Annotated in this window: 21 protein-coding genes; 6 read left to right on the top strand and 15 right to left on the bottom strand. The window is 69.6% G+C overall.

Features of this window, described 5'->3' with window-relative positions; translation table 11 throughout:
* The first annotated feature begins 2 nt into the window (after window positions 1-2).
* Window positions 3-752 carry a hypothetical protein gene (locus tag BLR05_RS05270; protein ID WP_092832772.1) on the top strand — a complete coding sequence of 250 codons (750 nt, stop codon included), beginning with the start codon at window positions 3-5 and terminating at the stop codon, window positions 750-752.
* Window positions 749-1,372 (top strand): FlgO family outer membrane protein, encoded by a 624-nt coding sequence (locus tag BLR05_RS05265; protein WP_092832771.1) that lies wholly within the window; start codon window positions 749-751, stop codon window positions 1,370-1,372. Before BLR05_RS05270 ends, BLR05_RS05265 begins: the two co-directional genes overlap by 4 nt.
* Window positions 1,373-1,476: 104 nt before the next feature.
* Here the strand turns inward: BLR05_RS05265 and flhC are convergent, their stop codons facing one another.
* The 11 genes from flhC to BLR05_RS05210 all read right to left on the bottom strand — a co-directional run bounded on the left by flhC (window position 1,477) and on the right by BLR05_RS05210 (window position 12,858).
* Complete coding sequence (flhC, locus tag BLR05_RS05260; RefSeq protein WP_013595548.1) at window positions 1,477-2,028, bottom strand: flagellar transcriptional regulator FlhC; 552 nt, start codon at window positions 2,026-2,028, stop codon at window positions 1,477-1,479.
* A 54-nt stretch (window positions 2,029-2,082) separates the two neighbouring features.
* On the bottom strand, window positions 2,083-2,412 hold the full coding sequence (gene flhD / locus BLR05_RS05255; protein WP_013595547.1) for a flagellar transcriptional regulator FlhD: 330 nt from the start codon (window positions 2,410-2,412) through the stop codon (window positions 2,083-2,085).
* A 371-nt stretch (window positions 2,413-2,783) separates the two neighbouring features.
* Entirely contained in the window at window positions 2,784-4,187 is a 1,404-nt protein-coding gene (locus BLR05_RS05250; RefSeq protein WP_092832770.1) for an LLM class flavin-dependent oxidoreductase, read from the bottom strand.
* Window positions 4,187-5,425 (bottom strand): SfnB family sulfur acquisition oxidoreductase, encoded by a 1,239-nt coding sequence (locus tag BLR05_RS05245; RefSeq protein ID WP_092832769.1) that lies wholly within the window; start codon window positions 5,423-5,425, stop codon window positions 4,187-4,189. Before BLR05_RS05245 ends, BLR05_RS05250 begins: the two co-directional genes overlap by 1 nt.
* An 11-nt stretch (window positions 5,426-5,436) precedes the next feature.
* A complete protein-coding gene (locus BLR05_RS05240; RefSeq protein WP_092832768.1) occupies window positions 5,437-6,687 on the bottom strand; it encodes an SfnB family sulfur acquisition oxidoreductase in 1,251 nt (416 codons plus the stop codon).
* A 36-nt stretch (window positions 6,688-6,723) separates the two neighbouring features.
* The gene (locus BLR05_RS05235; protein WP_092832767.1) at window positions 6,724-7,386 is read right to left on the bottom strand and encodes a methionine ABC transporter permease; all 663 of its coding nucleotides are present in this window, start codon (window positions 7,384-7,386) and stop codon (window positions 6,724-6,726) included.
* Window positions 7,383-8,648 carry a methionine ABC transporter ATP-binding protein gene (locus BLR05_RS05230; protein WP_092832928.1) on the bottom strand — a complete coding sequence of 422 codons (1,266 nt, stop codon included), beginning with the start codon at window positions 8,646-8,648 and terminating at the stop codon, window positions 7,383-7,385. The genes BLR05_RS05235 and BLR05_RS05230 overlap by 4 nt, the downstream gene beginning before the upstream one ends.
* A 17-nt stretch (window positions 8,649-8,665) precedes the next feature.
* On the bottom strand, window positions 8,666-9,496 hold the full coding sequence (locus tag BLR05_RS05225) for a MetQ/NlpA family ABC transporter substrate-binding protein (RefSeq protein ID WP_192883787.1): 831 nt from the start codon (window positions 9,494-9,496) through the stop codon (window positions 8,666-8,668).
* Window positions 9,497-9,629: 133 nt separating this feature from the next.
* Window positions 9,630-10,529, bottom strand: coding sequence for a sulfurtransferase (locus BLR05_RS05220; RefSeq protein WP_092832766.1), 900 nt, complete (start codon window positions 10,527-10,529; stop codon window positions 9,630-9,632).
* A 118-nt stretch (window positions 10,530-10,647) separates the two neighbouring features.
* On the bottom strand, window positions 10,648-11,565 hold the full coding sequence (locus tag BLR05_RS05215; protein ID WP_092832765.1) for a DMT family transporter: 918 nt from the start codon (window positions 11,563-11,565) through the stop codon (window positions 10,648-10,650).
* Between the two features lie 153 nt (window positions 11,566-11,718).
* The gene (locus tag BLR05_RS05210) at window positions 11,719-12,858 is read right to left on the bottom strand and encodes an aromatic ring-hydroxylating oxygenase subunit alpha (protein WP_092832764.1); all 1,140 of its coding nucleotides are present in this window, start codon (window positions 12,856-12,858) and stop codon (window positions 11,719-11,721) included.
* Between the two features lie 263 nt (window positions 12,859-13,121).
* Here BLR05_RS05210 and BLR05_RS05205 point away from each other — a divergent pair, with 263 nt between their 5' ends.
* From BLR05_RS05205 to BLR05_RS05190, 4 genes are all read left to right on the top strand, one after another.
* Complete coding sequence (locus BLR05_RS05205; protein WP_013595537.1) at window positions 13,122-13,370, top strand: exodeoxyribonuclease VII small subunit; 249 nt, start codon at window positions 13,122-13,124, stop codon at window positions 13,368-13,370.
* A complete protein-coding gene (locus BLR05_RS05200; protein ID WP_092832763.1) occupies window positions 13,370-14,290 on the top strand; it encodes a polyprenyl synthetase family protein in 921 nt (306 codons plus the stop codon). Before BLR05_RS05205 ends, BLR05_RS05200 begins: the two co-directional genes overlap by 1 nt.
* A 76-nt stretch (window positions 14,291-14,366) precedes the next feature.
* Window positions 14,367-16,235, top strand: coding sequence for a 1-deoxy-D-xylulose-5-phosphate synthase (gene dxs / locus BLR05_RS05195; protein WP_092832762.1), 1,869 nt, complete (start codon window positions 14,367-14,369; stop codon window positions 16,233-16,235).
* 217 nt (window positions 16,236-16,452) lie between these two features.
* Window positions 16,453-17,532 carry a TRAP transporter substrate-binding protein gene (locus tag BLR05_RS05190; RefSeq protein ID WP_013595534.1) on the top strand — a complete coding sequence of 360 codons (1,080 nt, stop codon included), beginning with the start codon at window positions 16,453-16,455 and terminating at the stop codon, window positions 17,530-17,532.
* An 853-nt stretch (window positions 17,533-18,385) separates the two neighbouring features.
* Here BLR05_RS05190 and BLR05_RS05185 read toward each other — a convergent pair.
* The 4 genes from BLR05_RS05185 to BLR05_RS05170 form a co-directional block, all read right to left on the bottom strand.
* Entirely contained in the window at window positions 18,386-18,925 is a 540-nt protein-coding gene (locus BLR05_RS05185) for a hypothetical protein (RefSeq protein WP_225978927.1), read from the bottom strand.
* Window positions 18,922-20,508, bottom strand: a complete 1,587-nt coding sequence (locus BLR05_RS05180) for a TRAP transporter large permease (RefSeq protein WP_092832761.1) — start codon at window positions 20,506-20,508, stop codon at window positions 18,922-18,924. The genes BLR05_RS05185 and BLR05_RS05180 overlap by 4 nt, the downstream gene beginning before the upstream one ends.
* A gap of 54 nt (window positions 20,509-20,562) precedes the next feature.
* Entirely contained in the window at window positions 20,563-21,102 is a 540-nt protein-coding gene (locus BLR05_RS05175) for a TRAP transporter small permease subunit (RefSeq protein ID WP_092832926.1), read from the bottom strand.
* A 246-nt stretch (window positions 21,103-21,348) separates the two neighbouring features.
* Window positions 21,349-22,089: a mechanosensitive ion channel family protein gene (locus tag BLR05_RS05170; protein WP_092832760.1), complete on the bottom strand. Its 741-nt coding sequence runs from the start codon at window positions 22,087-22,089 to the stop codon at window positions 21,349-21,351.
* Window positions 22,090-22,123: the final 34 nt, after the last annotated feature.

Here is a 22,123-nt window from a genome sequence, read left to right as displayed (position 1 = left end):
GCATGACCCCCGTTGCGGAATTTCCGCCATTTTCGAACGCCCGCCGCAGCGGGCCGTCGCTGGTGGCGGCGCTGTTGTGCACCGCCGGGCTGGCCGGCTGCGTGGCGCCCCCGGACCTGCCGCAGCCCGCGGCGCATGCCCCGTCCATGCAGAGGACCGCGCGGGCCGTGCACCACTGGGACGTGCTGGCCGCCGACGTCGCGGAGCGCACGGCCGTGAAGCTGCGCGAATGGCCCGCCGGGGCGCATCCGATCTATGTGGTGCCGGCGGCCGATGGCCCGGACGTGGCGGGCTTCGTCGCCGGATTCCGGACGCTGCTGATCACCCATCTGGTCGAGCGCGGCCTCGCGCTGTCCACGCAGCCTTCCGGCGTGCGGCTCGCCGTGGGCGTCCAACTGGTGCAGCACGTGGCGCCCCCTGGCGACGGCGCGCGGCCGGTGCTGCTCGGCGACGGCGTGCGCGTCGCACGGGATGCCTCCATGGAAAACGGCGATTACCTGCTGGCTGCGCAGCCGGCTCCGGTGGCCGCGGGCACCACACCTCAGGGACTGGCGCGCGGGCCGGCGCGGACCGAGATCCTCGTTACCACCTCGCTGGAGAGCGAAGGCCGCTACCTCGCCCGCACGAGCGACGTCTATTTCATCGACCAGGCCGACGCGGCCCTGTACCTGCCGCCGCCCGCGCCGCTGGCTTCCCCGTCCCTTGCCGGCCCCGCGCCGGCGGTCAAGACCTGGCAGGTGGTGGCGCCATGAAGAACTCGGATTCCATCCTGCGGCAGGCGCCACGGCGCGCCTGGCTGCGCATGGGCCTGGCGGTGGCCGCCGCGGCCTGCCTGCCGGGCTGTGCCCGCTACTACTATGGCGCCGCGGCCGCTCCGTCCGCTGGCGGCAGCGGCGTGATGGGCGCGCTGGGCATGGGCGGCTCGCCGGCGGAGTCGCTGCTGGAGACCAACCAGGCCGCGGCCGATGCGCTGCTGCGGCAGGTGCCGCAGCTCGATCCGCGCCAGCCCGTGCTGGTGGCGACGCTGGTGCACATCGACCGGCTGGACGAGGCGTCGCGCCTGGGCCGCCTTTTCTCCGAGCAGATCGCCGGGCGCCTGGTGCAGCGCGGCGTGCGGGTGACGGAGCTGAAGCTGCGGCAGAACCTGGTGATGGTGCCCGGGCAGGGCGAGTTGCTGCTGTCGCGCGAGGTGCGGGACGTGAGCCGCGCGCAGGCCGCGCAGGCCGTGGTCGTGGGCACCTATGCCGCCACGGCGCAATCGGTGTTCGTGAGCCTGAAGCTGGTGGGGCCCGAGGGCAATGCCGTGCTGGCCGCCCACGACTACGTGGTGCCCGTGGACGACAACGTGCGCATCCTGCTGTCCATGCGCTGACCTCCCCCGCGGGCTGCCGCCCAAAAAAATCCCGGCACAGGGCCGGGACAAGGGGAACTCGCGGTTGGAAAAATGGTGCCGGGGGCTCGGGCCCCGGGAAGGGATCAGTGCAGCATCAGTGCGCCGGCCGACTTGCTCTTGCCGGCGCGCGCCGGGGGATTGCACAGTCCGCAGGTGTAAGCGCGAGGATTTTCATACATTTCGGTGACGAAATGGCCGCCGCACTGCGAACACTTGGTGCGCGTGAGCATACCGGCATCCACGAACTTCACGAGGCGCCATGCGCGGGTGAAGGACAGCAGGGGTTCGATCTCTGCGGTGGCGACCTGCTCGCTGTAGAGCCGGTAGGCCTTGGTCAGCAGTTCCACGGAATCCAGGCTCACGCCCTTGGACAGGTACTCGTAGATGTTCAGGAACAGGGAACTGTGGACGTTCTCCTGCCAGGTGAGGAACCAGTCGGTGGAGAACGGCAGCTGGCCCTTGGAAGGCGACTTGCCCGCGATTTCCTTGTAGAGACGGATCAGCCGCTCGTACGACAGGGAGGTTTCCGACTCCAGCACCTGCATGCGGGCGCCCATCTGGATCAGCATGGCGGCGCGCTCGATCTGCTTGGATTCGTTCAGGACGCTCTTCACGGGGGCGGCAGCTGCGGTCATGGCGGTCTTTCGGAGGCGGAAGGGGCGGGAAGGTCGGACTGCGGAGGAGAAGGCTCAGAGCACTTCCGACACGCGGCTGGCCATGAGGATGTTGGCGTGCAGCGTATTGGTGGCTTCGTTGCCGACCTTCTTGGGCGTGTTGTGGTTGGTGAGCAGGCTCCAGACGAGGTTGTCGTCCACGCGGAAGCTGCACAGCAGGGTGTTGCGGGAGGCCAGCTTGAGCACCTGCGCCGCCGAGAGGGAGGCCAGGATGTCTGCGGCGTCTTCGTTGATGCCCAGGCGGAACACGGCTTCGGCCTTGTCCTGGCGGATCAGCGTCTGGGCCAGCATCAGGTAGGTGAGGTTGGCTTCGCGGATTTCAGCGAGAAGTTGTTCCGAGGTCATGGTGCATTCCTTTTCCGTTAGCAGATCGCGGGGGCCCTGGCGGTGTGCAGGTGTGTCGCGATCCGTTGAAATGGATTGTGAATTCGGTCCAATCGGAAATTAAGTCGGGGTTTGGAGGTGCGTCGTGTCTCGCCGGCAAGCCGGGCTTGTAGGAATTTGCCTTACAGGCGCGCCAGCGTTGGAACGGGAATGCGAGGGGCCGCGTGCTGCGCGGGGGCGCCGGCCGCGGTCGGGGGGCAGGCACGGCTATCGGCTGGATATGGGCTGCCTATGGCTCGGCCGCAGCTCGGCCATGGCCTGGATGGGCATCCGCCAGGGAGGTTGCGGCGAACGCGCCGCCGGCCGGATGCTCTGCGGGAAGAGGGGCCGCCTTACGCCGCGCGCATGGCGGGCGTGCCTGCGGCAGGGCGGAAGCCCGCCCCGTGGTGCGTGGGTGCCAGCCGGTCGCCCCGGCCGGCGAGCTTGTGGCGCAGCGTGCCTTCGGCGTAGGCGGTCTTGTGCAGGCCGCGGTTCTGCAGTTCGGGCACCACGAGGTCGATGAAGTCCGTGTAGCTCTCGGGCACCACGGTGCGCGCGAGGTTGAACCCGTCCACCCCGGCCTCGTCCAGCCAGGACTGCATCTCGTCCGCGATGTCCTGCGGCGAGCCGACCACGGTGGCGTAGCGGCCGCCCAGGGCCAGTTCCTCCAGCAGGTCGCCCAGGGTGTAGTGGTCGCGGCCGTTGGCCAGGCGCCGCAGGCTGTTCTCGATGCCGTTGCTGCGGTGCTGGCCCAGCAGAGGCGTGCCCTGCCGGTACGTGGAGAAATCGATGCCTGCGCCGGCCGAGAGGTGGGCGAGCGCCGCCTCCGGGCTGGCATGGCGGCAGTATTCCTGGTACCTGTCTTCGGCTTCGCGGCGGGTGGCGCCGGGCACGGCGGTGAGCCCCACCACCACCTTCACGTCATCGGGATGGCGGCCCGCGCGGACCACCTCCGCGCGCAGGGCGCGGACCAGTTCCCGCGTGGAGGCCTTGTCCTGGGTGGACATGAACACGCACTCCGCGTGCCGGGCGGCGAAGCGCAGTCCGCGGCCGGAGCTGCCGGCCTGCAGGAGCACCGGCGTGCGCTGCGGAGACGGCTCGCAGAGGTGGTATCCCTCGACCCGGTAGTGCGTGCCGTGGTGGCGCACCGGGCGCACGCGGGCCGGGTCGGCATAGATGCGCCGGGCGCGGTCGCGCAGGACGGCGTCGTCGTCCCAGCTGCCTTCCCAGAGCTGGTAGGCCACGTCCATGAATTCGTCGGCCCGGTCGTAGCGCTCGTCGTGCGGGATCTGCTGCGCCACGCCCATGGCGCGCGCGGCCGAATCGAGGTAGCCGGTGACGATGTTCCAGCCCACGCGGCCCCGCGTGAGGTGGTCCAGCGTCGAGAACCGGCGGGCCAGCAGGTAGGGCTGCTCGTAGCTCAGGTTCACGGTGACGCCGTACGACAGGTGCCGCGTGGCGGCGGCCATGGCGGGCACGACGAGCAGGGGGTCGTTCACCGGCAGTTGCACCGATTCGCGCAGCGTGACGTCCGCCGACTGCCCGTAGGTGTCGTATACGCCGACGATGTCGGCCAGAAAGAGGCTGTCGAAGAGGCCGCGCTCCAGTTCGCGCGCGAGCCCGGTCCAGTAGTCCAGCGAGTGGTAATCGCTCGACCGGTCGCGGGGATGCGTCCAGAGGCCATGGTTGATGTGCCCCACCGCGTTCATGTTGAACGCGTTGAGGATGATCGGCCGGTTGCGTTGCGTGCCGGGCATCACAGGGCTCCGTGGCGCGGCGGCCGGATGCCGTTGAGCAGGTAGTTGCCCACGGCGTGGTACTTCCAGCGCACGGGATCGTGCAGCGTGTGGGTGCGCACGTTGCGCCAGAAGCGGTCGAAGCCGTGTTCCGCCGCGGTGGCGGAAGTGCCGCCCAGCTCCAGCAGCTTGTTGGCCGCGAGCAGGCCGGCGCGGTGCGCCATGGCGCGCGCCTCGGCCACGGCCACCGAGGCGGCGGCCACGGTGTCTTCATCGGGTGCCTGCCGTGCGGTATCGACGAAGGCCCCTGCGCGGCGCACGAGCGCCCGGGCCGCGCGCAGGCGCAGGTCCACGTCGCCCACTGCATGCAGGGTGAGGGGGTCGTCCGTGGCATGTTCCACCTGGGCGTCGATCCAGGGGCGCGCCCGGGTGCGGATGAAGGGCAGGGCGGCCTGCAGCGCCCCCTCGCCGATGCCGAGGTCGATGGCGGCATGCATGATCTGGGCGAACGGCCCGATGGCCGTGGGCCGCTCGAAGCTGGCCTGGAACGGCACGATCCATTCGGGCTCCACCCGCACACCGTCCAGCGCCACCGATCCGCTGCCCGTCACACGCTGGCCCATGCCGTCCCAGTCGTCTTCCACCGTGACGCCGGGCGCATGGCGCGGCACGAAGACGATCACGCCCGTCTCGCTGCCGTCGTCCCGCTGCTGCATGGCCTGCGTGGGAATCCAGTGCGCGAAGAGCGCGCCGGTGCAATAGGACTTGCGCCCCTGCAGCACCCAGCCGCCGCCGGAGCGCTCCAGCCGGGTGCGACGCCGGTAGTCGCGGTGGCCGGTTTCGGAGAGCGCGTTGCCGAAGCGCTCGCCCTGCAGCACCCGCCCGTGGAAGAAGCGCTGCTGGGCTTCGGTGCCGCCCACGCGCAGCACTTCGAGGGCGTAGAAATGGTTCTGCGGGATATGGCCCAGCGATCCGTCCGCCGCCGAGACCGTGGCGATGGCCTGCGCGAGCGTCCAGGCGTCGGCGCCCGGGCCGCCGTGAGCGCGCGGCACGGTGATGCCCCACAGCCCGCTGGCGCTGTAGGCCTCGATTTCCACCCAGGGCAGTCGGCGCTCCCGGTCGCGCGCCAATGCCTGTGGCGCCCATTCGCGGGCGAGTGCGGAGGCGGTCTGGAGGATCTCCGCAGCCGTGGCCAGTACGGGCGGGATGGTCCGGGCCTGCTGGAGGGAGTGTCGTTCCTGGAGGGTATGGGCGGTCATGGGCGGTTCTTCTAGTTCCACTGGTGGCGCCGGGGCGCCTGGCCGTTCAGCACGTAGCGGCCGATGAGGTGGTATTTCCAGCGCACCGGGTCGTGCAGAGTGTGGACGCGCGCATTGCGCCAGTGCCGGTCGAGGTTGTGCACGGTGCGCGACGCCGAGGTGCCGGCCAGTTCCAGCAGGTGTTCCCCGGCGCGCAGCGCGGCCTCCGTGGTGAGCACCTTCGCGCGTGCGACCGCCACCGAGGCCTCGGCGCTCCCGGCGTCGGTGAGGGGCGCCCGGGCCAGTGCATCCAGCAGGTCCGCGGCCTCGGCCAGCATCTCGCGCGCGGCGTGCACGTCGATGGCCAGTTCGCCGACCTCGCGCAGGATGTGCGGATCGTCGTGGGCGTGCTCCACGCCGGAATCCACCCAGGGCCGGGTCTTCTCGCGCACGTAGGCGAGCGCGTCGGCGAGCGCGCCCTCGGCGATCCCCAGATCGATGGAGGCTTGCAGCAGCTGCGAGAACGGCCCCGTCAGCGTGGGCCGGTCCGGCGCGGCGTGGAGGGCGACTACGTTGTCTTCCTCCACGGGCACGTCCTGCAGCACGACGCTTCCGCTGGCCGTGGTGCGCTGGCCGAAGGCGTCCCAGTCGTCGATCACCTGCAGCCCGGGCGCCGTGCGGCGCACCCAGACCTGCACGGGGCGGCCGAGTTCGTCCTCGGCGCGGAACGGCACCCAGTGCGCGAACAGCGCCCCGGTGGAATAGTGGCGCGTGCCGCTGGCGCGCAGCGTTCCCTGCGCGTCCCGCCGCAGCCGCGCCGTCGCGTGGTGGACCGCGGCCGCGCGGGCCTTGCGTTCCGGGCCGGCATTGCCCAGCCGGTGCCCCGCGAGCACGTCCGCGAAGATGCGGCGCTGCAGCGGCGGGTTTCCGAACTCCACCAGGTGATGGATGAGCGCATGGTGGTTCTGCGGGATCTGTCCCAGCGATGGATCGGCCGCGCACAGGATGGCGAACACCTCCATCCGCGTGCGGAACGAGGCGCCGATGCCTCCGTGGGTCCGCGGCACGCCGATGCCGCCAAGGCCGCTCGCGGTGTAGCGCTCGATCTCGTCCCAGGGCAGGCGGCGCTCGCGGTCGCGCGATGCCGCGTCCTGGCGGAATTCGAGCGCCAGGGAGCGGGCGGTGTCGATGGCTTCGGCCTCGCTGGCGATGCGGTGCGGCGTGCGCGGCGGCAGGGGCAGGCGGGTGGCGGCCGCGCGGCCTTCGGCGGAAGGATGTGCCATGGGCGTGTGGGCTCCTCGGTCGGTCAGGGGACGGGCTCAGCGCTCGCGCAGGCGCCGCACGCAGATGTCGCCGGTGGACTGCACCACGGTGACCAGCGCGATCAGCACGGCGATCACGACCACCATCACCTGCGTGTCGAAGCGCTGGTAGCCATATCGGATCGCCAGGTCGCCCAGGCCGCCCGCGCCCACCGCGCCGGCCATGGCGGACGCGCCGATCAGCGCCACCAGCGTGATCGTGAAGCCGCCCACGATGCCGGGCAGCGCTTCGGGCAGATAGACGTGCCGCACGATGTGCCACTTGCGGCAGCCCATGGCCTGCGCGGCCTCGATCAGGCCGTGGTCCACCTCGCGCAGGCTGACTTCCGCGATGCGCGCGAAGAACGGCGTGGCGCTGATCGACAGCGGCACGATCGCCGCCCAGACGCCGATGGTGGTGCCGGCCACGATGCGCGTGAAGGGAATGAGCGCCACCAGCAGCACGATGAAGGGCGTGGCCCGGAAGCCGTTGATCACGCTGCCGGCCACGCGGTGCACGCGGGGCGAGGCGAGAAAGCCGCCGGGAGCGGTCACGATGAGCAGCAGGGCCAGCGGAATGCCGGCGAGGAACGCGGCCGTGCCGGAGACCCCGACCATCAGCAGGGTGTCGGCCAGGGCCTGGCCGTAGCGTTCGGCGGGAATGGACAGCGAAAGGCTCATGGGTGGGCGGATGGATGCGTGGATGGATGTGCTGCCGGAGGCTGCCACGGGCCGTGGGGCAGGTAGCCGATCACCTGGATGGAGTGGGCGATCGCGCCGGGGCCGCTGGTGAGCGGGGCGAGGTCGGCCAGCGCGGCGCCGCCGTCCACGGCCAGCAACAGCTCGCCCTGCGCGTGCCCCTGGATGCGGTCCACGCCGCCGTGCACCAGCCGTGCGCCGGGGGGCAGGGCCGCGGCGATGCGCGCGAGTTCGGGCTCGAGGCCGCCTTCGCCGCTGTAGCCCAGCTGCACGATGGCCGCGAACGGGCCGCCCTGCGGCGGATGCGCCTGCAACTGCGCGCGCAGGTCGGGGGGCAGGCCCTGGCGCAACGGGGCCAGCAGCGCCCGCGTGGCATCGTGGCGCGGCGCACCGAACACCTGCCAGACGGGGCCCTGCTCGGCGATGCGCCCCTGCTCGAGCACCAGCACCTGGTCGGCGATCTCGCGGATCACGCGCATCTCGTGCGTGATCAGGATGATGGTGATGCCCAGGCGCCGGTTGATGTCCTTCAGCAGTTGCAGGATGGCGTGCGTGGTTTCGGGGTCCAGGGCCGACGTGGCCTCGTCGCACAGCAGGATCTCCGGGTCGGTGGCCAGGGCGCGCGCGATGCCCACGCGCTGCTTCTGTCCGCCGGACAGCCGGCCCGGGTAGCTGCGGTGCTTGTCCTGCAGGCCCACGAGTTCCAGCAGTTCGTTCACCCGCCGCGTGATCTGCGCGGGGCGCGCGCCCGCCACGCGCAGCGGCAGGGCGATGTTGTCGAACACCGTCTTCGCGGACAGCAGGTTGAAGTGCTGGAAGACCATGCCGATGCGGCGGCGCAGCGTGACGAGGCCGTCCTCGTCGAGCGTGCCGATGTCCACGCCGTCGATGAGCACCTGCCCGTGCGACGGCGTCTCCAGCCGGTTGATGGTGCGCAGCAGGCTGGATTTGCCTGCGCCGCTGCGGCCGATGATGCCGAAGATGCTGCCGGCCGGGATGTCCAGGTCGATGTCCTGCAGCGCGGCCACGTCGCCGGCGGGAGACGCATAGATCTTGCCGACGCCGCGCAGGGCGACGGTGCCTCGCGGCGTATCCGTGCCGTCGGCCGCAGGAGTTGCGTCCGCGGCGGGAAAGGAGGGTACGGCGGCCGATGCCGCGACGCCGGTGCGCAGCAGCGCGGTGGCCGCAGGCCCGCCAGGCCCCGGGAACGCTGGAGCGCGGCGCAGCACGGAGGCGAAGGCCATGCGGAGCACCTCCTGCCTCACGAACGCGCCCAGGCCAGCGTGTAGAGCCGGTCGTCGTTGGCGAACGCGCGCCGCGTCTCGCTCTTCACCGCGGGCGAGTTCTGGTAGAGGCGCACGAAACGCTGCACCACCGGATCGTTCACGCGGTCCTGCCGGACCACGAACTGGATCGCGAACTGCGCGTCCTCGATGCCCGAGTAGGCCAGCCCGCTGGACGGATCGAACGCCTTGGCCGCCACGATGAAATGCGGATAGCCCTGGGCGATGTCCACGTCGGGCGTGATGCGCACCAGCTGCGGGCCTTCGACCTCCACGAAGCGGAGCTTCTTCGGGTTGTCCACGATGTCGGCCAGGGTGCCCAGGTAGCCCACGTCGGGCTTGAGCCGGATGAGGCCCACTTTCTGCAGGAGCAGCAGGCCCCGGCCCTGGTTGACCGGATCGTTGGCGATGCCCACCTTGCCGCCGGCGGGCACGTCCTCCACTTTCTTGTGCTTCAGCGAATACAGGCCCACGTTGGCCAGGATGCCGGTGCCGGCGCTCGCGAGCTGGAAACCCTGCTTCTTGATCGCGTTGGCGAGGAAGGGCTGGTGCTGGAAATAGTTGATGTCGATGTCGCCCGCGTTCAGCGCCACGTTGGGCGTGGTCCAGTCGGTGAATTCGATCACTTCGACCTGCAGCCCCTGGGCGCGGGCCTCCTTGGCGGCCACGCCGACGGAGTCGGCATAGGCGCCGGGCACCACGCCGATGCGCAGGCGGTCGGCCGCGAACGCGAGGGGGAGCGCGCCCAGGCCCAGCGGCGCGGAGGCGGCGGCCGCGAGCAGGCGGCGGCGGGAAACGGATGCGGTCATTCTTCGGTCCTCGGGCAAGTGATGCGGCCATTCTCGGGACCGGCTCCACCGTGCGGGAACGAAGATTTGCGGACTAGCTTATGCGTTTTTTCCGCGAACGCGGCGGCGGCTCAGGCCCGCCGCCGCGGTGCCGTCAGCCGCGTTCGACGGGGCGGGACGGATCGCTGCACCACTCGCTCCAGCTGCCCGCGAAGAGCGCGGTGCCGCCCAGCCCGGCGACCTGCATGGCCAGCACATTGGGCGTGGCGCTCACGCCGCTGCCGCACTGGTGCACCACGGTGGCAGGGTCGCGGCCCGCGAGCAGCGATTCGAATTCGGCCCGCAACTGCGCGGCCGGCTTGAAGCGGCCGTCGGGCCCGAGGTTGTCGGAGAACGGACGGTTGAGCGCGCCCGGAATATGCCCGGCGACGGGATCGAGCGGCTCCAGTTCGCCGCGGTAGCGCGCGGGCGCGCGCGCATCCACCACCGTCTGGTCCGGCCGGCCCAGCGCGGCCCGAACCTCGGCGGCCGTGGCCAGCCGCTGCAGGGGCTCGCCCAGGGCGAAGTTCGCCTGGAAGTGCGCGGGCTCTTCGCCATGCGCGAGTTCGCCGCCGGCCTGCTCCCAGGCCTGCAGTCCGCCGTCGAGCACTGCCACGGCCTCGTGGCCGACCCACTGCAGCATCCACCACAGGCGCCCGCAGAAATTGGTGCCGTTGCGATCGTACACCACGGCCTGCATCGCGTTGGAAAAGCCCACCGAGGAGAGCCAGGCCGCGAAGCGCTCGGGGTGGGGCAGGGGATGGCGTCCGCCGGACACCGGCATGTCGCCCTCCGTCGCCACGATCGTGCCGCCCGCGCCGGGCGCGCCGTGCCGGGCGCTGAGCGATTCGTCGAGGTGCGCGTACACCGCGCCGGGAATGTGCGATTCGAGGTATTGCTGCTGCCCGCGCGAAGGGTGCGCCAGGTCGAAGCTGCAGTCGAAGACCATCAGCGGCGCGCCGCTCGCGCGCAGCGCCTTCAGTTCGTCGGCGGAAATGAGGGTCGTGTAGGCCATGTTGCGTCGAAAGGAGGAAGGTGGCGTGGAAAGTGCGTTGCCCGGCCGGCGGCACGGACGCGCAGGGCCTCCATCTTGCCCGAGGACGCGGGCGCCGGTGCGCTTCGGCCCCAGGGCGTCAGTGCTCTTCGGCCGGTGCGCCGGGGGCCGCGCGGGCACGCAGCACGGTGGCGACGATGCCGCTGGCGATGATGAGTGCCATGCCTGTCCAGCCGATGGGCGGGATGTCGTCGCCGAACAGCACCACGCTGTAGACAGCGGCGAAGACGATGCCGGAGTACTGCAGGTTGGCGACCACCAGGGTGCCGCGCTGCGAGCCCGCCCGCGCGTAGGCCCGCGTCATGCAGAGCTGGCCGGCGGCGGCTAGGAATCCGATGGGCAGCAGCCACAGGCCCGGCCAGCCCGGCCACGCCGAGGCGCCCGTGAGCAGCATGGCCGCGCCGCCCGCCACGGCCGAGCCCACCGCGAAATAGAACACCGTGCGCGTTTCCGGCTCGCCGATGCGCGACAGCGCCATCACCTGCATGTAGGCGAAGGCGGCGGACAGGCCCGACAGCAGGCCGATGAGGCCCGCGAACATCTGGTGGGCGTCCAGGCTGGGGCGCAGCATCATGACCACGCCCGCGAAGCCGGCCATCACGGTCATCACGAGCGGCGCCTGCAAAGGCGGACGGGTGCCGCCGTCGCCGCCCGAAGGCCGCCAGGCCAGCAGGGCCCCGCCCACGATGAAGGCGGCGATCCACACGCTGCTCATGTAGTTGAGGGTCATGGCGGTGGCGAGCGGCAGGTGCGCGATGGCGTAGAACCAGGCACCCAGGGAGGCCACGCCGATCAGGCTGCGCCAGGCATGCATGCCCGGGTAGCGCGTGCCCAGCCCCACGCCCTGGCGCCGCGCCAGCGCCCACAGGATGGCCATGCCGATGATGCCCCGGTAGCACACCAGTTCGGCCGCGTTGAAATAGGCCGACGCCAGCTTCACGCAGACCCCCATGCTCGCGAAGAGGAATGCGGCGAGGACCATCCAGAGGGCTTGCATGGGGCGTGAGGGCGGAAGATGAGGGGCGGGCGGGGAGTCCCGCCGATGTTAGGCCAGGCCGCAGGGCCCGGTCCGGAAAGATGGGCCGCGAAAGCCCACCTTCCGGGATTCGCGGCGGCCGGACTCCGGGCGCCCGTGCCGCCGCCGTGCCGGTCAGCCGCGCGGCACGGCGGCGCCCATGGCGTCGCGGTACCACTCGTGGAAGTGCTGCATGCCGTCTTCCATCGGGCTCTGGTAGGGGCCGACCTCGTTGTCGCCGCGGTCGAACAGCGCCCGGCGGCCCGCATCCATGCGCTCGCCGATCTCGTCGTCCTCGATGCAGGTCTCCATGTAGGCGGCCTGCTGCGCATCGACGAACTCGCGCTCGAAGGCGGCGATCTCCTCGGGGTAGTAGAACTCCACCACGTTGAGCGTCTTCGTCGGGCTCACGGGGTGCAGCGTGGACACCGTCAGCACGTGCGGGTACCACTCGACCATGATGTGCGGGTAGTAGGTGAGCCAGATCGCGCCGCGCTCGGGCATGCGGCCCTCGCGGTAGTTCAGCAGCACCTCGTGCCACTTGCGGTACACATCCGAGCCGGGCTTGCCGAAGGTGGAGGCCACGCCCACGGTCTGCACGGAATAGTGCTTCTGGAACTCCCAGCGCAGGTCGTCGCAGGTGACGAAGTTGCCCAGCCCCGGGTGGAACGGGCCCACGTGGTAGTCCTCCAGATAGACCTCGATGAAGGTCTTCCAGTTGTAGTTGCACTCGTGCAGCTCGACCTTGTCGAGCACGTAGCCGTCGAACGACAGCTCCGCGAGCGGGCCCATGCCGGCGAGGTCGGCGGCGATGTCGCGGCCGTTGTCCTCGAAGAGCAGGCCGTTCCACTCGCGCAGCACGTAGTTGTTCAGGTTCAGGCAGGGATCGTGCGAGAAGTGCGGCGCGCCCAGCAGCTCGCCCTGGGGCGAGTAAGTCCAGCGGTGCAGCGGGCAGACGATGTTCCCCGCGGCGTGGCCCTTGCCGTTCGTGCGCAGGTTGCCCCGGCCCTGCAGCATCACCGCCTGGCGGTGGCGGCACACGTTGGAGACCAGTTCGATGCCGCCCTGCGCGTTGCGCACCAGGGCACGGCCCTGTCCTTCCTGCGGCAGCGCGTAATAATCGCCCGGCTCGGGCACGCTCAGCTGGTGCCCCACATAGCGGGGCCCGCGCTGAAAGATGGTGTCCAGCTCGCGCCGGAACAGCGCATCATCGAAGTAGCTTGAAACTGGTAGTTGGCTTGCGGCCTGCTGCAGTTGAAGACTTAAATCAGACATGGGTGACCTGACCTAAAGACTCCCCACAGGGAGGGTGCGCGCGTGCGCGGGGACGTGGAAAAAACGAAACCGGCCGAGCAAAGTACCCACAGCCGGTTCGACGAAGAAATGGGATTGTAGCCAATGGGGTTATTTCCGCGCCCCGCGTGCGTGTATTGGGTTTCCGTGGCCGGCGCGTGACGGCCGCATGCGCGACGCTGCCGTCGCGGCCATGCGCCTAAAATGGCCTGTTTTACCCGCGCCCGCCGGCGCGGCTGCTTTCCATGCCCAAGGCCTCCCCTCCCGCTTCCGCCCCCCCGTCCGCCGAGCCCGCAAGCTACGAAGCCGCGCTCGAGGAACTGGAACAGCTGGTGGGCCGCATCGAGTCGGGCCAGCTGCCGCTCGAGCAGATGCTGGCCGGCTACCAGCGCGGTGCGGAGCTGCTGGCGTTCTGCCGCGGCCGCCTGGAGGCCGTGCAGGACCAGATCAAGGTGCTGGAGAACGGCACGCTGCAACCGTGGACGCAAGACTGATGGGCACCGCTGCGCTTTCCCCGCACGTCGGCGACGCCGGCTTCGACCTTTCCGCCTGGAGCGCACAGGCGCTGCAGCGCGTGGAGGAGGCCCTGGAGGCCTGGGTGCCCGCCGATGCGCCGGGCGGCCTGGGCGATGCCATGCGCTACGCGGTGCTGGGCGCCGGCAAGCGCCTGCGCCCGCTGCTGCTGCTCGCCGCGGCCGAGGCCGTGTCGGGCCATGCCGGCGCGGCCCTGCGTGCCGCCTGCTCGGTGGAGCTGATCCACGCCTATTCGCTGGTGCACGACGACATGCCCTGCATGGACAACGACGTGCTGCGCCGCGGCAAGCCCACGGTGCACGTGCAGTTCGGCCAGGCCCAGGCCCTGCTCGCGGGCGATGCGCTGCAGGCCCTGGCCTTCGAACTGCTCACGCCCGAGGACGACGTACCCGAGGCGATGCAGGCCCGGCTGTGCCGCTTGCTGGCACGGGCCGCGGGCGCCGACGGCATGGCGGGCGGCCAGGCGATCGACCTGGCCAGCGTGGGCGTTGCCCTCTCGGAAGAAGAGTTGCGCCGCATGCACCGCCTCAAGACCGGGGCACTGCTGCAGTCCAGCGTGCTGATGGGCGCGGCCTGCGGGGCGGTGGCGCCCGCCGCCCGGGATGCCCTGTCGCGCTACGGCGCGGCCCTGGGGCTCGCCTTCCAGGTGGTGGACGACGTGCTCGACGTGGTGGCCGATTCCGCCACGCTGGGCAAGACGGCCGGCAAGGACGCGGCCAGCGACAAGCCCACCTACGTCTCGCTGCTGGGGCTGGGCCGCGCACGCGCCTACGCGGCCGCGCTGCGCGACGAGGCGCATGCCGCCCTGCAGGTCAGCGGCCTGGCAGGCACGCGCGTGCTGGCGGCGCTGGCCGACATGGTGATCGACCGATCCCGCTGAGACTGGGGCCGGACCGCGCCGTGTCCCGCCCCGTTCCCCGGCGCATGCGTGCCGGCGCCACCCAACCAAGAGCAATATGTCCACGAATTCCTTCCCTCTCCTGCAGACCGTGAACGACCCGGCCGACCTGCGCCGCATGTCGCGCGCCCAGCTGAAAGAGCTGGCCGCGGAACTGCGCGCGTTCGTGCTGGACAGTGTGTCCAAGACGGGGGGACATCTCAGTTCCAACCTCGGGACGGTGGAGCTCACGGTGGCGCTGCATGCCGTGTTCGACACCCCGCGCGACCGGCTCGTGTGGGACGTCGGCCACCAGACCTATCCCCACAAGATACTCACCGGCCGGCGCGACCGCATGCCCACGCTGCGCCAGCTGGGCGGCCTCTCGGGCTTTCCCCTGCGCACGGAGAGCGAATACGACACGTTCGGCACCGCGCATTCGAGCACCAGCATCTCTGCGGCCCTGGGCATGGCGCTGGCCGCACGCCAGCGGGGCGAGGACCGCCGCGCCGTGGCCATCATCGGCGACGGCGCCATGACCGCCGGCATGGCCTTCGAGGCGCTGAACAACGCGGGCGTGGCCGATGCCGACCTGCTGGTCATCCTCAACGACAACGACATGAGCATCAGCCCGCCCGTGGGCGCGCTCAACCGCTACCTGGCGCAGCTCATGAGCGGGCACTTCTACGCCGCCGCGAAGAACGTCGGCAAGACGGTGCTCAAACCCGTGCCGCCGCTGCTCGAACTCGCCAAGCGCTTCGAGCAGCAGGCCAAGGGCATGGTGGTGCCCGCCACGCTGTTCGAGAAGTTCGGCTTCAACTACATCGGCCCGATCGACGGGCACGACCTCGATTCGCTCATTCCCACGCTGGAGAACATCAAGGGCCTGAAAGGGCCGCAGTTCCTGCACGTGGTCACGAAGAAGGGGCAGGGCTACAAGCTGGCCGAGGCCGATCCCGTCGCCTACCACGGCCCGGGCAAGTTCGACCCCAGCGTCGGCATCACCCCTCCCGCCACGCCGCCGAAGCAGACCTTCACGCAAGTGTTCGGCCAGTGGCTCTGCGACATGGCCGCGCAGGACGACCGGCTCGTGGGCATCACGCCGGCCATGCGCGAGGGTTCGGGCATGGTGGAGTTCGAAAAGCGCTTTCCCGGCCGCTACTACGACGTGGGCATCGCCGAGCAGCATGCCGTGACCTTCGCCGCAGGGATGGCCTGCGAGGGCGTGAAGCCCGTGGTGGCGATCTATTCCACCTTCCTGCAGCGCGCCTACGACCAGCTGATCCACGACGTGGCGCTGCAGAACCTGCCGGTGGTGTTCGCGCTGGACCGCGCGGGCCTTGTCGGTGCCGACGGCGCCACGCATGCGGGTGCCTACGACATCCCCTTCGTGCGCTGCATTCCCAACATGAGCATCGCCTGTCCGGCGGACGAGCGCGAGTGCCGGCAGCTGCTGTCCACCGCCTTCGGGCAGGACCATCCCGTGGCCGTGCGCTATCCGCGCGGCAGCGGCGCGGGCGTGGCGCCCCTGCCGGGGCTGGAGGGGCTTCCCTTCGGCAAGGGCGAAGTGCGCCGCACCGGGCAGCGCATCGCGATCCTGGCGTTCGGCACGCTGCTGTACCCCGCGCTGCAGGCCGGCGACACGCTGGACGCCACGGTGGCCAACATGCGCTGGGCCAAGCCGCTGGACACCGCGCTGCTGCTGGAAATCGCGGCCGGGCACGACGCCCTGGTGACGGTGGAAGAGGGCGCCGTGCTGGGCGGTGCCGGCAGCGCCGTGTGCGAGGCACTGAACGCCGCGGGCATCCAGAAACCCGTGCTGCAGCTCGGCCTGCCCGACATGTTCATCGAACACGGCGACCCTGCCCGCCTGCTCGCGCTGCAGGGCCTCGACGCAGAGGGCCTCGTGCGGTCCATCACCGCGCGCTTCGGTCCCGCCGCAGGCTGACGCAGGGCGCCCGGCCGCACGGCCGGGCCCGGACCGCGCGGCAAGCTTGCAGAAGGCTGAGGGCTGCGCGTACGGCGTTTTTCTTTCGCGGGAAAACCCCCAACGGCCCGGAGTGGCCCATTCCTACAATCGTTTCCGGCTGAAACAGTCCGTCCCGGCGCCCCGTGATCCGGAGCCCCGCGGCCGTTCGCTCGCAATCAATTACCGGAGACCACCCATGGATCGTCGTTCCATCCTCAGGCACGCAGGCATCGCCGGCGTGCTGGCGGCCGGCGCAGCCCCCGCTGTGCATGCCCAGGCCAGCATCCGCTGGCGCCTTGCGTCCAGCTTCCCGAAATCGCTGGACACCATCTATGGCACGGCGGAAGTGTTCTCCAAGAAGGTCAGCGAAGCCACCAGCGGCAAGTTCCAGATCTCGGTGCATGCCGGCGGTGAGCTGATGCCTGCTTTCGGCGTGGTGGACGGCGTGCAGAACGCCTCCGTCGAGATGGCGCACACGGCGCCCTACTACTTCTACGGCAAGGACCCCACGTTCTGCCTCGGCTGCGCCGTGCCCTTCGGCCTGAACGCACGCCAGATGAACGCATGGATGTATGAGGGTAACGGCCTGAAGCTCATGCGCGAGTTCTACGCCAAGTACAACATCATCAGCTTCCCCGGCGGCAACACGGGCGCGCAGATGGGCGGCTGGTTCCGCAAGGAGATCAAGTCCGTCGCCGACCTCAAGGGCCTGAAGTTCCGCACCAACCCGTTCGCCGGCAAGGTGCTCGAGCCCTTCGGCGTGATCCCGCAATCCATCCCCGGAGCCGACCTGTATCCCGCGCTGGAGAAGGGCACGATCGACGCGCTGGAATGGGTGGGCCCCTACGACGACCAGAAGCTGGGCTTCAACAAGGTCGCGCCGTTCTACTACTACCCCGGCTGGTGGGAAGGCGGCCCGCAGCTGGACTTCTACATCAACACCAAGGCCTGGGAAGGCCTGCCGGCCGAGTACAAGGCCGTGGTGGAGGCTGCCGCCTCGCACGCCCACGTCACGATGCTGTCCAAGTACGACGCGCGCAACCCCGTGGCGATCAAGCAGCTCGTGGGCTCGGGCACCAAGCTGCGGCCGTTCACGCAGGACGTGATGAATGCGGCGTTCAAGTCCGCGCAGCAGATCTATGCGGACCTGAACAATACCAATCCGGAGTGGAAGAAGGTCTATACGGATTACGCGAAGTTCCTGGCGGACGAGAACGCGTGGTTCCGGTTCACGGAAGGGACGTTCGATCGGTTCATGCAGGCGCAGAAGCTGTGATGTCTGGTATGGGCTTTTCTTTGGCATAAGAAGAAGCTGCGTTTTGGTTGGGGGACGGTCCTTTGGGGCCGTTCCCTTTTTGTTTTTTGGGGCGGGGTGGGTTTGTTTCCCGGGGCCGGGATGTGCGCCCGGCGGCGCACCTACTTTCTTTTGCTTCGCCAAAAGAAAGTAGGCAAAGAAAAGGCGAGCCCTGGTGTCTGCGTCCCCCTTCGCCCCTGTGGGGCGAAGGGGGCAGCCTGTGGTGCTCGGTCGCGGGGCGGCGCCGTGGAACTCGCTTCGCGCACGGTGTGCGCTGCGCTCTGACATCCCCGGCGAGTCAGATCACGAAGCAGGCGTGTCCTGCGGCACGCCTGCCCGCCCCGCGCCCTGCGCTCCTCGGCGCAGACACAAGGGCGGGGGGCAGCAGACGGGCCATTGCTTTGCTCGGCCTTTGGTGCGCGAGTGCTTCGCACCGCGCACCCGACTGGTGGGCGGAGCGCTGCTGGTCTTTGGCCGAGCGCAGCGACGGCCTGTCTTCCCTAAGGCCGAGCGAAGCAATGGCCCGAGTCACTCCCTTCTGGATGCGCCTGGGGCGCGCAGGGGGCGGGGTGGCGGGCGTGCCGCAGGACACGCCTGCATCGTGAACTGATCTGCCGTGGCTGTCCGAACGTAGCGCGCAAGCGCGCAGTGAGTTCCACGGCACACCCCGTCCCCGAGCACCCCAGGTTGCCCCGTTCGCCCCGCGGGCGAACGGGGTCGCAGACAGCAGGGTCGCCCTTTCTTTGGTTACTTTCTTTCGGCGAAGCGAAAGAAAGTGACTCGCCCGCCGGGGCGAAATCCCGGCTCCGGAAAGCAAACCCAACCCGCCAATGAATCAGTGCATGGAAGCAGGTGCAGGTGCAGATGCAGATGCAGAAGAAGGCTCCCGTGAAAGCCCATTCACAGCCCCCGCCCTCACCACACTCTCCCCGAACGCCACCAGCAACCCCGCATCCGCCGCATGCACCCACGTGATTCCGCCGCCCCTGCGCCGCAGCAGGATCCGCGGCGCGATGACGGCCTGGAACCATGGCCAGTGCACGATCTTGAAGCTGGCCACGTCGGCCGCGCGCACGCGCTTGTCCCAGAGCCAGGTCTGCACGATCACGCCGCCCTCCGCGTCCGAGAAGCGCGTGCGGCTGAAGACCATCCACCAGCCCACCCAGCCGATGAGCACGGCCGCAAGGCCGAAGGTCGCCAGGGCAGGAAAGGTCCATTGCGCGCCGCGCAGTGCGGGAATGGACCAGAGCGCGAAGGCCGCCAGCCCGCCCACGATGGCCACGGCGAGCAGCCGCACCAGGGGCGGGAAGGCGGCGCTTTCGATGTCGATGGCGGCCCCGCCGGCCTCGGGCGGGAGCAGTCCATGGTCCTTCATTGCGGCGTGCTGGCCGCGCCTTCCGGTGCGGGTTCAGGCATCGCCGGCTCGGGCATCGGTTCCGGCATCGGCATGGCGGGCTCCGCGCCCGGGGCGGCGGAGGCACCGTCCGCGGGCTTGCCGGTGCCGAAGGGATCGTCCATGTTGATGGAGGGCTCGGCCGAGCTGTCCGCGGGCATGTCGAGCTGCACCTTGTCGAGGTCGACCACTTTTTCCTTGTCGAGGAACACGGTCACGGTCTGCGGGAAGAAAATCACGATCGCCACGAGGATGAGCTGCATCACCACCCAGGGGATGGAGCCCAGGTAGATGTCGCTCGATTTCACCGGGCGGTCGATGCGCTTTTCCTTGAAGAGCGTGTCGGCGATGCCGCGCAGGTAGAAGAGGGCGAAGCCGAAGGGCGGGTGCATGAAGCTGGTCTGCATGTTCACGCACAGCAGCACGCCGAACCACACGAGGTCGATGCCCAGCTTGTGCGCCACGGGGCCCAGCAGCGGCAGGATGATGAAGGCGATCTCGAAGAAGTCGAGGAAGAACGCCAGGAAGAAGATGAAGATGTTCACCACGATCAGGAAGCCGATCTGGCCGCCCGGCAGGTCGGTGAGCATGTGCTCGATCCAGATGGCGCCATCGACGCCCTGGAACACCAGCGAGAACACGCGCGAGCCGATCAGGATGAACACCACCATTGCCGTGAGGCGCATGGTGCCGTCCATGGCTTCCTTGATGAGCTGCCACGTCAGGCGCTTGTGGATGGCCGCGAGGATCAGCGAGCCGACGGCCCCCATGGCGCCGGCCTCGGTGGGCGTGGCGATGGCGTGGTCCATGAACGGCAGGCCGCCCATGGAGCCGAGCACCGCGAAGATCAGGATGGCAGAGGGGATGATGCCGCGCAGGCACTTGCCCCACAGGGCCCAGCCGTGCAGCGTGCGCGCCGTGCGGGGCAGGCCGGGCACGTATTCCGGGCGGATGCGGCCCAGGATGAAAGTGTAGATCGCGAAGATCAGCACCTGCAGGATGGCCGGGCCCCAGGCGCCCTTGTACATATCGCCCACCGAGCGGCCGAGCTGGTCGGCCATGACGATCAGCACCAGCGAAGGCGGCACGAGCTGCGTGATGGTGCCCGAGGCGGCCAGCACGCCGGTGGAATAGCGCATGTTGTAGCCGTAGCGCATCATCACCGGCAGCGAGATCATGGCCATGGCGATCACCTGGCCGGCCACGGTGCCGGTGATGGCGCCGAGGATGAAGCCCACGATGATGACCGAGTAGCCCAGGCCGCCACGCACGGGGCCGAACAGCTGGCCCATGGAGTCGAGCATGTCCTCGGCGAGGCCGCATTTCTCGAGCACCGCGCCCATCAGCGTGAAGAACGGAATGGCCAGCAGCAGATCGTTCGACAGGATGCCGAACATGTTGATCGGCAGGTTGGCCATGAAGTTGGCCGGGAACCAGCCCATCTCGATGGCGAAGAAGCCGCTGAACAGGCCCAGGGCCGCGAGCGAGAACGCGACCGGAAAGCCGATCAGCATGATCACGATCAGCCCCGCGAACATGATCGGGGCGAAGTTTTCCATGTGCATGGGGAGAGTCTTCCTGGAGAAGTCGGGTCGGTCGGCGCTTTTTTGTCGATGCGTTTACTGCACCGGCTTCTCGTAATGCGTGCTGATCTGCAGGTGGCCCGTCAGGTAGGCCACGCGCTTGACGATCTCGGCCAGGCCCTGCAGGAAGACCGCGCCGAAGCCCACGGGCAGCAGCAGCGCCGCGGGCCAGCGGATCAGGCCGCCGATGTTGCCGGACATCTCCTTGGTGACATACATGTTCCAGAAGAAGGGCCAGGTGAGCCAGGTGAGCAGGCCCATCACGGGCAGCAGGAAGAAGATGAGGCCGAAGAGATCGACGAACACCGGGCCGCGGCCGCGCAGCTTGCCGTAGATGATGTCCACGCGCACGTGTTCGTTGAGCTTCAGCACCACGGGCGCGCCGAGCATCACGGTGGTGCCGAAGAGGTACCACTGGATCTCGAGCCACGCGTTCGAGCTCATGTCGAGCCCGTAGCGCACGAGGGCGTTGCCGGCGGAAATCAGGGCGGCGGCGAGCACGGCCCAGCCCGCGACCTTGCTGAGCTTGGTGGAAACCCAGTCCATGCCCCGGGCCAGTTGGAGGAGTCCTGTCACGCTTGCTGTCTCCTGTCGTTCGTTGGTGTTGTGGGTAGACGCGCGCGACAAAAAACCTGGCGCCGCGTCCGCCCGGCATTAGAGCGGATCGTACGGCGCCCGGGCTGAGAAAAGGCTGACGCGGGGGCCTGGGGTTTTCCCGTGCGTGGAAGTGCGTGAGAGAAAAGGAAACGGCCCGTGCCGTCCGAAGACACGGGCCGTTCAGGCAGGGAAAGCGCAGAAAAAAGGAAAGGGGCAGCGCAGCCGTCAGAACCCCGGATCGCGCGGATCACGGGGATCGCGCGGCGGAACCAGCGGCTCCCGGCTGGCGGGCGCATCGCCGCGGCGGCGCGGCCACCACTGTTCGATGCATTCGGCGGCGCGTTCGCGCCCGCCCAGGCCGAAGGCGAGCGCCAGGCCGAAGACAATGCCGCCCAGCAGGATCAGGAAGCTCTGGCGCACGATGTCGCCGCCGATGCCGAGCTGGTCGAGCGCGATCAGCACCGAGAAGATGACGATCGCGTACTGCGCGACCTTGCCGAGCAGCACGGTGTCCGCCATGCCCGCGCGCCGGCAGTAGGCCGACACCATGTCGCCCACGAAGCGCGCGAAGTATGCGCCCAGCGCAAGGATCAGCAGCGCGATGAACAGGTTCGGGATGAACCAGAGCACCCGGCTGAGCAGGGCCGTGACGTAGCTCAGGCCCATGCCGTTGAAGGCGATCAGCAGCGCGGCGAGCAGCACGATGCCGTAGGCCAGCAAACCGAAGAGGCCGATGGTGTCGGTCTTGGAGCCGGCCTGCCGCAGGAAGCCGTCGAGGCCCGCGCGCTCGGCGAGCACCTGGACGTTGATGGCGCGCAGGCCGCGCGTCACCGCGAAGCGCGCGGCCTTGGCGACCAGCCAGCCCACCGCGACGACGACCAGGGCCACCAGCAGGCGTGGCAGGAAGGCGCCGAGCTGGAACAGCATGGCGCGGACGGGCTCGAGGGGAAAGGCGAAATGTTCCATGGATGAAGCCTCGGCGAAAGGAGTGGGGCCCGCA

Source organism: Paracidovorax cattleyae, from assembly GCF_900104515.1.
In the GTDB taxonomy this organism is placed as follows: Bacteria; Pseudomonadota; Gammaproteobacteria; order Burkholderiales; family Burkholderiaceae_C; genus Paracidovorax; species Paracidovorax cattleyae.
Note: the sequence above shows the minus strand (reverse complement) of the source record. Positions and strands in the feature narration are given on the sequence as shown.